Raw genomic sequence first — 13,758 nt, 5'->3', positions numbered from 1 at the left:
TCTCGATCGAGGTGTCGGAGTGGATCGTAGTGGAGTTTGCCAGCCCGCCGCTGAGAGAACACTGAGATCATTCTCAGACCGTGGACCATCCGTGAATTCGCGGAGAGGGGCGCGCTATAGCGAATTTCGAGTTATCCTATTCGCGGAGAATTCTTTTCGCGAAGAACCTGATGCTGCGGAGTGCTTGATGAAACAACAAGCGATTTTACGGACGCGGCGGGTCACGCGGGGGCCCGTTCGGGTGGAGCTGACATCCTCGGTGACCGGGATGCACGTGCACACGCCGGACGAGCACGGATATCTGGTCGAAATCCCCATCCACAACCTGATGCGGGTGGTCGATCGCCTGCACGAGGTGGAGGTGACGCCCGGTCGCGCGGTGGTCGTCGGGCCGTCGGTGGACGCCTACGTGGACACACCGGAACGCGGGCAGGTGGTAGCCGTCGATGTCGGTCAACGAGCATTGACCGACATGCTCGAGGCGCTGCTGGGCCACCCGGTCCGGCATCCCGTCCGCCCCGCCGAGGCGCCCCAGGTACCGGATCGGGCGTGGCTGTCGACTGTGCGGCGGGTCGCCGGCGATGGTCCCGAGGTTACTCCGATCGGACGGCCCGCTCTCGAGCAGAAGCTACTCGCACAACTGCTCTTGTCGCTGGACCATCCGGACCGAGAGGCGCTGGATGCCGCGGTGCCGAGCTGGGGTCCGCACGTGATCCGCCGGTGCATGGATTTTCTCGAGGCCTACCCCGGCGAGCCGCTGACCGTCACCCGGCTGGCGGCCGAGGCCGGGTTGAGTGTGCGTGCGTTGGAGGAGTGCTGGATCCGGCACCGTGAGATGCCCCTGATCGCGGACGTCGTCCGGGTGCGATTGGCCGGGGCGCATGCCGATCTCGAGTTCTACCGCCCGGAGGAAACCACCATCGAGGCGGTGGCCAGCGCGTGGGGATTCCTGCCGCGCCTCTTCCCCGTTGTCTACGAACTCCACTACGGCCGGCCACCCGAGCAAACGCTGCGCGGCCCCGCATTCGCATAGGGTTCCCGTTCTGGGGCGCGATCCTGCGCGCGACTCGGCGAGTTCCGCAGCGCTAGCGCCGGTTTCTGAGAGCGGTGAGCGCAAATCTTTGCGGCACAGGTGGATTGCCGATCGGTTGCCAGGGTACGCTACGGCCGGAATTGATCGGCTCGAAAGTTGGAGTGTGGCGTGACTCGTCTTATGCGGATACTGGTTCTGTTGATGATTCCGGTAATAGTGCTGGTCGGCGGCTGTAAGAGCTCGTCGACGACCGCGAGCAGCGGTGCGGATCAGTCGATTCCGGCGGATCCGACCGGGACCGCCGCCGATGCGCAGGCGGAGGACACCAGCTGCCCGACCACGAACACCACCTCGTTCGCGAAGACGAAGTTCGTTGCGCACACGGGTCTGGCGTTCGGCACCTTCCATCGGTGGCTGTACAAGCCGATGCAGGCCGGCACCTTCAAGAAGGGAGCGAAGGGCCGGATCACGGCATTCGTGAAGGGCGGCCTGGCCGCGTTGTTCATCAAGCGTGAGGTTCGCCTCGCGCTGGCCGACGCGAAGGCGAATCCCACACTGTGCAAGACGATCTCGGCTCCGCTGGGCAAACTCGGCGACACCGTGCAATCGGCCTTCGACAAGCTCAAGGGTGGTGATGATTCCGGGATCACCGGGCTGAACACCCTGATCGGCCAGACCGAGACCAGCTCCAAGGGCCAGGGCGTGGATATCACCGAGAACGAGAACGGCGATCTGACCAAGTCGCCGAGCTAGGTTCGGTCTCGAAACGGTGAGGGCGGTTCCGAGGACCGCCCTCACCGTTGTTCTCGAGCAGCGGGATCCGTTGCGGCGCCTAATTGTTCGCGCGTTGGATGGCGCGTTGCACGAGGTGGCGAATGCCGGGCAGCTGGATGGCGCGGAGCATGAGTTCACCGGCCACGACGTGCACGCGCGACGGCGGGGCGAAGCGGCTGATTCCCTTGCGGGCCAAGGCTTGTCGCTTGCGAACCTCCGGGCGCAGCGATGCCTCCCAGACCTCCAGGGCCGCGGGAATATCACACTCTTCCGCGAGGGCGGCGCCGAGCCTGTCCGCGCCGTCGAGGGCGAGCGCGGCGCCGTAGCCGGCGAATACCGTGACGCACCACGCCGCGTCGCCGAGCAGGACCACGCGGCCGCGGCTCCAGCGGTCCATGACGATCTGGCCGACGGTGTCGAAATACGCCGCGGCGGGGTCGGCCGCAAGTTGGTCCAGGGCGTCGGCGACGCCTCCCCCGAGATCGCCGAACGCCCGGGCGAGCGCGGGCGCGGCGCCGAGAGTCAGTTCGGCGCCGGGATCGACGCAGCGATAGGTGAAGAACGCCGAGGACCGATCCGCACCCAGATTCATCACCGCCGCCGTGCGCCGGGGACCGAGGAAGGTGGTGCCGGCCCCTTCCGGAACGTGCTCGGGCGCCTTCCCGAGCGGAAAGGCTCCCACCATGTGTCCCAGGTCCACCAGATGGTCCGCCTCGGGACCGAAGACAAGTTCGCGGATTCGCGAGTGCACGCCGTCGGCGCCGATGAGCAGCTCGGCCTGAAGGTGGGCGCCGTCGCTGAGGGTGACGCCGACATCACCGTCGTTGCGGGTGACCGCCTGCACGGTGGTACCGAAATGGATATCGGCAATGTCGGCGACCGCGTCGTACAGCGCCGATTCCAGGTCACCCCGGAACAGACTCAGCGCCCGGTTCCCGACCGCCGCCTGCGCGACGGCGGCGGGGATCGCGAACTTCTCGCGGCCGTCGGCGTGGACCAGGATCGAGGTGAAGAATCCGATGTCCTTCGGGGCCAGCGTGGGCAGCAGCCCGAGCCGTTCGGCTGCGTCGTAGCCGGGGCCGTGCAGGTTGACCAGGTAACCTTCGCTGCGCCGGGCCGGAGCGCGCTCGATGACGACGACGTCCCAGCCCGCCTGATGCATCCGCAGCGCGGCGGCCAGCCCGGCGATACCGGCGCCCACCACGATCACCCGTTTCCGTTGTGCCCCGCTGCCATGATGCGACGTATTCCCGGTAGCCGTCATTGCACTCTCCTGTCGTCCACGAAGCGGGTCAGCCCCGCCACTATCGTCAACCAATAGTTGACGTTGATGACTACGTCAACCTAAGATTGACGAATGGATGAAGTGCCTTCGCGAAGCCCGGTCGGCACCGGTTCGCTTGTGCTGCATACCCTTCGCTGCATCGGATACGTCGATACGGCTCGAATGGCGGCGGCGGCCGGGATGCCCGAGGCTGTGGTCGAGTCCGATCTGATCGACCTGGCAGCGAGCGGGTATGTCACGTATACGCGCGGCGATTTCGGCGGGTGGGGCCTCACCGACGCCGGGCGGGTGCTGGATTCGGCGCAGATCGCGGCTGAGCTGGAGATGGCGGGCGCCGGGGCGGCAATTGCCCAGGCGTACCAGCGTTTCCTGACGCTCAACCCGGAGATGCTCGACCTGTGCACGGCGTGGCAGATACGATCCGCCCACGGGGTCATGGCCCCGAACGACCACACCGATCCGGGTTACGACGCCCGGATTCTCGATCGGATCGCGAACCTGGATGCTCGCGTTCAGCCCATCTGCACGCAGCTGTCGGAGGCCCTGCCGAGATTCCAGCGATACGGCCTGCGCCTCGCCGACGCGCTCACGCGGGCCCGGGCCGGCGAGTTGGAGTACGTGGCAACCAGCACCTCGTCGTATCACACGGTCTGGTTCCAGCTGCACGAAGATCTCCTGGTCACGCTCGGCATCCCGAGATTCTGACGATGCGATACATTCAGCCGCTGTCGGCGGTGACCGAACCGGCGCCGGAAGTACTGGGCGCCAAGGCATCCGGGCTCATCGAGCTGTGCCGCCTCGGTCTTCCCGTGCCCGCCGGGTTCGTCATCGGTACCGAGGTCTGCCGCGCCTTCCTGCGTGACGGTCGATTTCCCGACGGCTTTGTCCCCCAGCTGCTTTCCGCCGTCGGCGACCTCGAGGTCGTGACACACCGCAGCTTCGGCGGCGCCGAGAAGCCGCTGACGGTGTCCGTTCGCTCCGGGGCGGCGGTGTCGATGCCCGGCATGATGGACACGGTTCTCAATCTCGGGCTCACCCCCTCGACCGCACGGGGATTGGCGGCCGAGACGGGCAGCCCGCAATTCGCCCTGGCCACTCGGATGCGTTTCCTGTCGAGTTTCTCGGCTGCTGTGGTCGATCCCGGTGAAGTCGACAATCTCGATGCGCCGGAGGACATTCACCGCGCGATCCGAGCTACCGAGGACCTCATCTCACGGCAGGCCGGGCCGCAAGTTCTGAATGCCCCTTTCCAGCAGTTGGAGCTCGCGATCACCGCGATCTGCTCGTCCTGGGATACACCGCGTGCGCGCACGTTTCGCGCAATTCACGATATCCCGCCCGACCTCGGGACGGCCGTGACCGTGCAGGCGATGGTCTACGGGCATCGCGACGACCACAGCGGCACCGGGGTCGCCTTCAGCCGCAACCCCAACACCGGCGAACCGGTCCCCTTCGGCGACATACTGTTCGGCGGTCAGGGCGACGATGTCGTGTCCGGTAGATCGCGCACGCTGCCGCTGCACGATCTGGCCGCTCGGGAGCCGGTCGTGTGGGACGGCCTGGTCGCGGCCCTGGCCCGGATCGAAGCGCACTATCGCGACTCGTGCTGCGTCGAGTTCACTTTCGAGGCGGGCGAGCTCTGGATCCTGCAGGTTCACCGCGGCAAAATGGCCCCCTCCGCCGCGGTCCGTGTCGCCGTCGACCTCGCCGACGAGGGCATGATCGAGCCCCGAGAAGCGCTGTTGCGCATCACATCACAGCACCTCGAGCGGGCCCGCACACCGCGCATGGCGCTCGATGGCCCGCACGACCTGCTCGCGCGAGGGCAGGGCGCCTGCCCCGGCGTCGCGGTCGGCGCAATCGCGACCACCTCCGATTCGGCGGTCCGCATGGCCGCGTCCGGTCCGGTCATCCTGGTGCGGCCGGATACCTCGCCGCTCGACATGCACGGTCTCGCCGCCGCCGCCGGAGTTCTCACCGCCCACGGCGGGCCGACCTGCCACGCCGCCGTTGTCGCGCGAGCGCTCGGCAAACCCGCGGTAGTGGGGGTCGCCGATCTCACCGTCGACGCCGCCTCGATCCGTACTCCGTTGGGCGCGTTCCCCGCAGGCACCCTCATCGCCATCGACGGAACCACCGGGGAGGTCGCTTTGGGAAGCCCCTCCGTCCGGACCCCTGCCACCGATCCCCACACGAACCGACTACTCGAATGGGCCGATCAGGTGTCCGGCGATCACACCCAGCGCGGTGACGCAGATCGCTTGACCGCCGCACACTCCGCGCTCGCCGGGCGCTGAGAGCCGTTGGCGCATAACCGTTCCCAACCCAGGCCCGGACCGCCGACCGCGCGACTGCCGTCCCACTATCGCAGCAGCGGGTCCCGGGGCAGGCCGAGAATGCGCTCGCCGATCTGATTGCGTTTGATCTCCGAGGTGCCCCCGGCGATCGACATGCCGCGATGCATCAGCACCATCAGGTTGCCCGTGGCCGCAAATCCGTCCATGAACAATGCGTCCTCGCCGAGGAGTTCGCCGACGACGGCGGCCGATTCGTGGCCCAGCTCCGACACGATGAGCTTGGCCATCGCGCCCTCGGGACCGGGCCCGGCGCCCGCGACGGCGCGCCCGGCCGCCCGCAGATTGAGGAGTTCGACTGCCTGCTGATCGGCGATGTAGCGACCGATGCGCGGCGCGCCGCCGGCGAGACGTTCGGGGGCCGCGGCGAACAGCGGAACCAGCGCGGCGCCCGGAAAAGTCAGCACCCCGGCGCCGCCGCTGCCGATGCTCACGCTCTCGTTGCCGAGCGTGGCGCGCGCGACCGCCCAGCCGCCGTCGACCGGGCCCACGACGTCCTCATCGGGCACGAAGACGTCGGTGAGGAACACCTCGTTGAATTCCGAATCCCCCGTGGTCATTCGGAGCGGGCGCACCTCGACTCCCTTGGCGTGCATATCGATCGCCATCATCGTGATGCCCTGGTGCTTGGGCACATCGGGATCGGTGCGCACGGTGGCGAAGCCCATCCCGGCCACGTGGGCACCGGAGGTCCACACCTTCTGGCCGTTCACCAACCAGCCGCCGTCGACGCGCGTCGCGCGGGTCTTGATGCCCGCGGCGTCCGACCCCGCCTCGGGCTCGCTGAACAGCTGGCACCACACGACCTCCTGGTCGAGCGCGGGCCGCACCCAGCGCTCGAGCTGGTCCGGGTTGCCGTGCTGGATGATGGTGAGCACATTCCACGCGGTGATGCCGTAGGACGGGCGCGCCACCCCGGCCGCCTCGAACTCCTGCTCGATCACCAACTGCTCGATTGCCCCCGCGCCGCGGCCGAAGGGCTCGGGCCAGTGCGGCATCACGTATCCGGACTCGATCAGCCTGGTGCGCTGTTCGGCGACGGGGAGATCGGCTGTCTCACGGGCGAATTCCCGCACCTGCGCACGGACGGCCGCGGCCTCGGGCGGCAGCTCGATCGCCTTGGCGCGCGAAATCCCCTGGCGGGTCAGGTCGACCAGATCCGCGGCCGCGCGGTCCGGCGCGAGGAGATGCCGCAGCGCCGTCGCGCGCCGCATGAACAGGTGCGCGTCGTGCTCCCAGGTGATGGCGATGCCGCCGTGCACCTGGGTCATGTGATTGGCACAGAAGTCCGCCGCGGGACCGGCGATCGAGGCGGCCACGGCCGCGGCGTAGGACAGCTGATCGCCGCCCGTACGGGCGGCCCGCGCGGCATCCCAGACCGCCGAAGCGCCCATCTCGGTGACCACGGCCATGTTGGCACAATGATGCTTCACCGCCTGGTACATGCCGATCGGACGACCGAATTGGATACGGCTCCCGGCATATTCGGCGGCCAGCCGCGTGGCCTCGGCGGCGACACCGGCAGCCTCGGCCGACAGGATCACCCGCTGCAGATCCAGCAGCGTGCGCGCCGCGCCCGGCACCACGATCGCCGGCACGGCGTCGAGCGTGATGCGAGCGGCGCGCCGGGTCGGATCGAGGTTCTTCGGCATCGTGATCCGCACGCCGTCACCGGGTTCGACGATGGCAACATCGTCTCCGGCGGTCAGCACCAGCAGCCGGGCCAGCCCGCCCCCGAGCACCACGACCGAACCGCTCACCCTGTCGCCGTCGAGGCTCAGCCCCGGCGTCGTGGCCACGGCCGCCGCGGTCGAGCCGTCGGCCAGGCCCGGCAGCAGCTTCTCCCGCGTAACCTGTTCGCCCGCAACGGCGATGAACGCGCTCGCGATCACCGTCGGCACGAACGGCCCCGGGGCGACCGCGCTCCCCCACTCCGCCACGACGAGCACGAGTTCCTCGAGCGTGTACCCCGACCCGCCGAACTCCTCCGGGAGATGTAGTCCCAGCCAGCCCAGCCCGGCGATCTCGTCCCAGAACGGCGGTGGCGTCTCGGCCTCCGCCTCCAGCAACGCCCGCCCCGCCCCGCGCGCATCGCGCCTACGCAACAGTTGGGCGGCCGTATCAGCAAGCGCCACATGGTCTTCGGTGATAGCGATCGACATCGAGCTGCTCCCTCCCGGGTTCGACACACCTGCCGCCCCCGGACTGTCTCCGGTGAACCATCGGCCCCGACCCGCACCCGGCCGATACCGTGCCGCCCGCCGAGGAACAACCCACTGCGGGAGACAAGCACCATCATGCCCGTACGCGGCTAACGGGCTTGTAGTTCCGCTCGATCGGACGCCGCCTTCGATGCCCGGTACCCGAGCTCGGTAATGGCCGGGAACGAGCCCTAACTCGAGTGTTAACTAGCCGATGTGCGGATGCGGGTCGATCCGGCGTCAGGGCCGGGGCTGGGCGCTCGTGCCGGTTAGGAGGCTCAGTAGGTCGGCCAGTTGCCCGGTGTCATGAGTTCGAGGAGGTGCTCGTCGGGATCCCGGAAGTAGATGCTGCGGCCGCCACGTGCCCAGTTGGTCCTGCCTTCGATCGGGATGTCGTGTGCGTTCAGGTGAGCCTCCCACTCGACCAGCTCGACCTCGGATACGGCGAAGCACACATGGAGTCGGCCGCTGCCGTCGTGGGGTGGGATCACGCCGTTCGGCAGACCCGGTCCGGGCAGTACCTTCGGTTCGAGCGATCCGCCGCGGCGGAACAGCAGCAACACGTTGTTTCTCCCGATGTCGAACGCGCACAACGGATCCGCGTCGAGAATCGGATTCAATTGCAGCACATCAGTGTAGAACTCGCGGGCACGACCCAGGTCGTCGACATACAACGCGGACTCGATGATCCGGTCGAGTTTCGGCATAATTCGCTTCTCCCTCTCGATTACGGTGTCGAAATGATCCTGCAACCTCGAGCCCACTCGAGGTCTAGGGTTGCGTGCCGCACAAATCGACGAGGAGTTCAACTGCGCGCGACGCGCGACCAGCCGGATCGGTATGCCGCCCAGTCCGCAGGTGTGGCGGTGTAGTCGACGAACAGCGCCATCCCGAAATCGGCCCGCCCCGGATCCGTCCGGCCCAACCCCAGCCGAATCCCGCGCACAGCCGCGCCGACTGTCTCCGCCGAGCTGTGATGGGCGATATTCTCGATCCGGTAGGCAGGCAGCCCCATCATCAGGTCGACGCGTGGCGGCGTGACTTGCAGGGCGAGCGTGGTCTGCTGGGCGACGTACCCGCCGTACATGAACTGGTACGGCATCGACGTGTCGTAGGACATCACCGCGATCTGGTCCACCCGGCGCGCCGCCTCTGCGAAATACGCCTGCGACCACCATTTTTCGTGCCCGGCCAGCGCAAGGTAGAACGTGTGCAATCCCGGCAGCGGGTCGATCTGCGGAGCCGCGATCGACAATAGCGCCCGACGGCCCGTCGTCACGGCATGCGCTTGATCCAGCAGCTGTAGAAAACCGGCCGAACCGGAGCGGACTGGTTCGAAATCGAAATGCACGCCGTCGAACCCGAGATCGAGCAGCTCTCCGGTCGAGGCGATTATGCGGTTGCGCACGGCGGAGTCGTCCAGGTGCAACTCGTGCGGGTACTCCGGCGCGACGAAATTTCCCAACCAGGCCTGCACCCGGACGCCGGGAAGCTCGCGATGGACTGCGTCGACGAACCACCGGGCGTTCGGATGCCGCGCGGCGGGCAGGCTTCCATCCGCGACGAGCGGACCGGAGAAAACGTAGAGATCCTTGATGCCGGTGTCGGCCAACTGCCTCTTCAACCCGGCGACGTCGACCTCATTCTTGCGACCGTCGATCCACGGGTGCCCGAGCCAGAGCGCGTCCCGACCCCTGGTGTGCGCCGCCGCCGACGGTGTCCCCGCGTATTCCAGCCGCAGCGCGGCCGTCGCCCCGCCGACCAAGGCTATGACAAGCCCAAGCACCGCCAGCCCGGCGATCCAGATCCGTCGCCACCACAACGACCACCGCACGTGCCCCCCATTCGTTACCGAACACCCAGGATACTGTGCGGGCGAACCGGAACCTCCCTCGGGCACATGACATATCAACCGCACACTACTGTGCCTATTACCGCGCTTTCAGCCCGGCATTGCCCAATCCGTGGCGTCGGGATGCGGCAGCGGTGTCATTCGGCACCATCGAATAGATGCCGGGGTGCGGCCTGCCGCCACGAGTCACGAACGATGGTTTCCAGTTCGTCTCGGTCGTCGATGGCGGCGAGGCGCACTCGAACCCAAGCATTGTTCGCCTCGTGCGCGGCGATCCAGAATTTCTCCGGCTCGGCGGCCACCAGTTCGTCGCGCTCGATGATCGGGCAGCGGACCGCCGCCGATGTTTCGGACTCCGGGAGGGTGAGGAATAGTTTGCCGGCCACCCGGAACGTTGGCATACCCCACGTGAACTGCTCAGACGTCTCGGGCAACGACAAAGCAAAAGCGCGGACGTCGTCCCCAGCGGCACTCATACGCCAAATCTTTCCAGATCGGACACAGGCCCGCGGGCGCGTGCGCCGGTAACAGCCCTGCGCTGCTCCTGATCGAGCGGGCGCAGGGCTGCGTAGCGCTGAACGCTAACGCCAGAATTCGGCGAGCGTCTCGGCGAGGGCTCGGCCCTGGTCGTATCCTCCACGCGCGGCCTGCAGACGGGTCGAGGGATCCAATGCGTTGGCGTCGAACACCTTTCCCGCACCGCTGTCGGGAAAGACGGTCTCGACCCTGCTGCCCGCGGCGCGCAGCTCGTCGACCTGGGTGGCGAGGTCCATGCCCCACTCCCGCGGCGTCCGCGACTCGCCGCTGAACGGTGACATCACCACGATCCGCCCGTATCCGGCTGCCAGGTCGGCGTTTTCGCTGCGTCGGTAGCCGCCGTTGAGGTATCGGCGCTCGCCGATGCGATAGGGCGGGAAGGGACCGAAGCCGTTGCTCGTGCTGGCGGCCACCGCGTCGACCAGATCGACACCGCTGTGGCGGTCGAACGCGACCGGTTCCCCGGTGTGCGCGTCGACGGCCGCGATGCGGACGTCCTGCCATTGCGGCCAGTCCCGGGTGGGGAGGCGGGACGCGACGATGTCGCGCCAGCGCGTCTGGCCGGAGCCGTCGGAGGTGTCCATCTCCAGCGCCGCGGCGCCCATCCGGCGGCGCATGTCGGACGCGTCGGTCGCGGCGGCGATGATGCCGCCCGACCATTCCATGTAGGTCTGCCCCGAGAATGCCGGAGCGCGTCCGCCCCGGTCCGATCCGGCGTATGGGGCCCGCGGCTGGGGCCCTGCCTCGAGGATGGCGGCATACAGTTCGGCGGGACGTGTCCCGCTGGTGATCTGCACGGCCGCCGTCGATCCGCCCGAGGTCCCGATGACGAGGTCGGCCTCGGTGAGATCGACCCCGGCCTCGGCCAGGCCCGCGATGAGACCGAGTTCCCAGGCATTGCCTGCCGCTCCGGCCCCGCCGAGCACCAGGGCTCGCTTATTCGAGTTGTCCGCTTGTTTCGTGGCATCGACCTGTTGGTCGGCCATCGGCCAATTCCCGTACCGCGGCGCGACAGCGCCGTCAGAAGTGGCGGGAATCGAAGAAGGTGTTGTGTTCATGGGAGTCGCCTTTCGCGATGTGCGTTTCGGGCGCTCCCAGTGCGACTACCTCAGTCGTGTGACCGTGACGGGAGGGGAGCCCCCACTACGAATGCTGCGTACATGGGTCTCACCTCCTACTGTCGGATCACGATCGCGGAGATCATCGCATACCGGCAACGCGATACGCAACCGGTGTGAATGTGTCCGGCCTACTTCCTGGGACGACCGGGCGGCGGCGCGAAGCCGTTGGGCCATTTGGTCGTGCTGTCGTAATACGGCGACGATGCCCGAGTACCGCGCCCCGCCGGAGTCCAGCGCGGTACGTCCCAATCGACGTTCGACAGATCAGAGTCCGTGAAGTCGGCGCCCGTGAGGTTCGAGTTAGCCAATGAAACATTTATCATCTTCGAATACTCGAAGTTCGAGTTCGAGACATCCGCGTCTTCCAGGTATACCCCGGTAAGATCCGCATCAGTGAACTGGGCGTTTTCACAGTTAAAGTTCCCGAGAAGTCCTCCGACTAGGTCTGCACCTGCGAAGCTCGGATTGTCACCATGCGCCTCGGTCAGCCACGCATAGGAGAGATTCGCGCGCTCGAAATTCACGTGATGGAGATCGGCCCGAAACAGGTCCGCACCCGACAAACAGGTCCGCGACAGATCGATGTTATCATTCCGTCCGAGTTTCCCCTCGTCGCGACGCCCGATAACATTGAGCGCCGTTTGTATATCCGCGGGAACGACATTATCCATCGAATCCTTGGCGGGACACGATGACATCGGAGCATGCGTCCGAACAAAGGCAGCCAATACGGCATAAACCGTATTGGCGATCGACTCGTCCGATTCCGGATCGGACGGCGAGTCCCTCACCAGCCGCTCGAGGAGATAGATTCCCCCGATTCGGACATCAATCTTGTCCGAGCTGTCGAGCTCCTCCACCGCCTTGGCGTACCGGTCGGTGATGGCGCTCTGCTGCGAGAGCTTGTACTCCTCGTTGGTGGCGCGCAGATTCTGACTGGTGAACCACAGTGCGGAGATAGCGGTGATCGCCGTGGCAAAGCTCGCAAGCTTCACCCATCCGGACCACCCGAAGAAACTCCCCAAGGCTCGAGCTATCCGTCCGCGGTGAGGCGGCTCGACTCTCCGCCCGGCGGGCATCGTGCGACGGCGTAGCGATGTCGTCGGCAGGCGCGGCCGCCGCCTTCCCCCAGTAGTCATGATGCCAATCATGCAGCCTGGCAACCGATCACGCACATCGCGCAGGTGAGGTACGTTTGCCGTTGATTCGGGACCTTTGGCCGTCGCGTAACCGGCTCGGGGCGGCGATATTCTGGCAAACGCCCAGATAGCCACATGCCAGTGCATCCGGACGGTTTGCCATGAAATGCAGGCGGAAAATCGGGGCGGTCGTCATGGCCGTGGGGCTGGGGTTCGCGGTGGGGTGCGGCTCCTCGCACGGATCGGGCGGGCCGAGCGAACCCGCGTACGCCGCGACGTTGCGCCCGATCATCACAAAGTTGATGAAGGACAACGTCATTCCAGGCGCGGTCGTCGAGGTCCAATCGCCGAAGCAGGGGAATTGGACCGCGACATTCGGCACCGGGACGATCGGCGAGAACGTCGCGCTCTCGGTGGACGACCATTTCCGGATCGGCAGCAATACCAAGACGATGACGGTCACGGTCATCATGCAACTCGCGCAGGAGGGCAAGCTCTCCCTCGACGATCCGATCGCCAAGTACGAGCCGGGCGTGCCGAACGGTGACCGGATCACCCTCGCGCAACTGGCGGAGATGCGCAGCGGGCTCTACAGCTACTCGTTCGATCCGCAGTTCAGCGCCGCTATCGACAACGATCCGCAGCAGGTCTGGACGCCCCAGCAGCTGCTGGCCATCGCGTTCGCACACCCCGTGAATTTCCAGCCCGGTGCGAAATTCGAATACTGCAATACCAACACCATATTGCTCGGTCTGGTCATCGAGAAGGTCACGAATATGCCGGTGGCCGAGAACTTCCAGCGGCGCATCTTCACTCCGCTCGGGCTGTCGCACACCTCCTTCCCCGCGGCATCGGACTCCTCGATGCCGAATCCGCATCCGCAGGGCTATGCCTTCGGCACCATGATCTCCACGACCGATACCTTCGCGCTGCCGCCCGATCAGGAGGCGCAAGCCCTCGCCGGAGCCTTGAAACCGGAGAATCATACGACCTCGAGCCCGTCCTGGACCTGGACCGCCGGCGCGGCGATCTCGACGGTCGGCGACATGACGACCTATGTGAAGGCACTCGTTTCCGGCAATCTGCTCGACCCGAAATGGCAGCGGATCCGAATGAACAGCATCATGCCGACCGATCCGGCAAACCCCGAGCTGGCCTACGGCCTCGGCATTGTGCGCTTCGGCGCGCACATGTTCGGCCACGACGGTCTGCTCCCGGGATTCATGACGTTCATGGGCCACGACCCGGACTCGGGCCTCACGATCACGGTCGGCACGAATCTGGCGACGGTCCCCTCGGGCGAGAGGTCGGCGCTGGTCCTTGTGAAGGGAATGCTGCCGGTCTTCTATGGCCCCGACGCCGTCACGGGCGTCGACCCGGCCGCGAACAGCACGCCCGCACCCACCGGCCCGCCGACGGCAACGACACCGAGGTGACACGGGCGCTCGAGCATATGGTTGTC

At 66.8% G+C, this 13,758-nt stretch carries 12 protein-coding genes; 5 read left to right on the top strand and 7 right to left on the bottom strand.

From position 1 onward, the window contains the following. Nucleotides 1-187: 187 nt before the first annotated feature. The gene (locus tag KO481_RS11930; protein WP_215917104.1) at nt 188-1,033 is read left to right on the top strand and encodes an AraC-like ligand-binding domain-containing protein; all 846 of its coding nucleotides are present in this window, start codon (nt 188-190) and stop codon (nt 1,031-1,033) included. A gap of 168 nt (nt 1,034-1,201) precedes the next feature. Beyond that, nucleotides 1,202-1,786, top strand: coding sequence for a hypothetical protein (locus KO481_RS11925; RefSeq protein ID WP_308166536.1), 585 nt, complete (start codon nt 1,202-1,204; stop codon nt 1,784-1,786). A 79-nt stretch (nt 1,787-1,865) separates the two neighbouring features. Here the strand turns inward: KO481_RS11925 and KO481_RS11920 are convergent, their stop codons facing one another. Then, on the bottom strand, nt 1,866-3,071 hold the full coding sequence (locus KO481_RS11920) for an FAD-dependent oxidoreductase (protein ID WP_215917103.1): 1,206 nt from the start codon (nt 3,069-3,071) through the stop codon (nt 1,866-1,868). 93 nt (nt 3,072-3,164) lie between these two features. Here KO481_RS11920 and KO481_RS11915 point away from each other — a divergent pair, with 93 nt between their 5' ends. Then, a complete protein-coding gene (locus KO481_RS11915) occupies nt 3,165-3,797 on the top strand; it encodes a hypothetical protein (RefSeq protein ID WP_215917102.1) in 633 nt (210 codons plus the stop codon). Nucleotides 3,798-3,799: 2 nt separating this feature from the next. Beyond that, on the top strand, nt 3,800-5,389 hold the full coding sequence (locus KO481_RS11910) for a pyruvate, phosphate dikinase (protein ID WP_215917101.1): 1,590 nt from the start codon (nt 3,800-3,802) through the stop codon (nt 5,387-5,389). 65 nt (nt 5,390-5,454) lie between these two features. On the opposite strand, the gene KO481_RS11905 is transcribed toward KO481_RS11910, so the two are convergent. The 6 genes from KO481_RS11905 to KO481_RS44300 form a co-directional block, all read right to left on the bottom strand. Next, nucleotides 5,455-7,608, bottom strand: a complete 2,154-nt coding sequence (locus KO481_RS11905) for an acyl-CoA dehydrogenase family protein (protein ID WP_215917100.1) — start codon at nt 7,606-7,608, stop codon at nt 5,455-5,457. A 317-nt stretch (nt 7,609-7,925) separates the two neighbouring features. Continuing rightward, a complete protein-coding gene (locus KO481_RS11900) occupies nt 7,926-8,354 on the bottom strand; it encodes a VOC family protein (RefSeq protein ID WP_215917099.1) in 429 nt (142 codons plus the stop codon). 98 nt (nt 8,355-8,452) lie between these two features. Further along, nucleotides 8,453-9,481: a glycoside hydrolase family 18 protein gene (locus tag KO481_RS11895; protein WP_308166534.1), complete on the bottom strand. Its 1,029-nt coding sequence runs from the start codon at nt 9,479-9,481 to the stop codon at nt 8,453-8,455. Between the two features lie 155 nt (nt 9,482-9,636). Further along, entirely contained in the window at nt 9,637-9,933 is a 297-nt protein-coding gene (locus KO481_RS11890) for an MmcQ/YjbR family DNA-binding protein (protein WP_308166533.1), read from the bottom strand. A gap of 147 nt (nt 9,934-10,080) precedes the next feature. Continuing rightward, nucleotides 10,081-11,022: a patatin-like phospholipase family protein gene (locus KO481_RS11885; protein ID WP_215917097.1), complete on the bottom strand. Its 942-nt coding sequence runs from the start codon at nt 11,020-11,022 to the stop codon at nt 10,081-10,083. A 263-nt stretch (nt 11,023-11,285) separates the two neighbouring features. After that, the gene (locus tag KO481_RS44300) at nt 11,286-12,152 is read right to left on the bottom strand and encodes a pentapeptide repeat-containing protein (protein ID WP_215917096.1); all 867 of its coding nucleotides are present in this window, start codon (nt 12,150-12,152) and stop codon (nt 11,286-11,288) included. A 338-nt stretch (nt 12,153-12,490) separates the two neighbouring features. On the opposite strand from KO481_RS44300, the gene KO481_RS11875 reads away from it, so the two are divergent. After that, on the top strand, nt 12,491-13,732 hold the full coding sequence (locus KO481_RS11875; RefSeq protein WP_245400750.1) for a serine hydrolase domain-containing protein: 1,242 nt from the start codon (nt 12,491-12,493) through the stop codon (nt 13,730-13,732). Nucleotides 13,733-13,758: the final 26 nt, after the last annotated feature.

The sequence above is a fragment of the Nocardia albiluteola genome (assembly GCF_018860155.1).
GTDB classification, from domain to species: domain Bacteria; phylum Actinomycetota; class Actinomycetes; order Mycobacteriales; family Mycobacteriaceae; genus Nocardia; species Nocardia albiluteola.
This window is presented reverse-complemented; position numbering and strand designations above follow the sequence as displayed.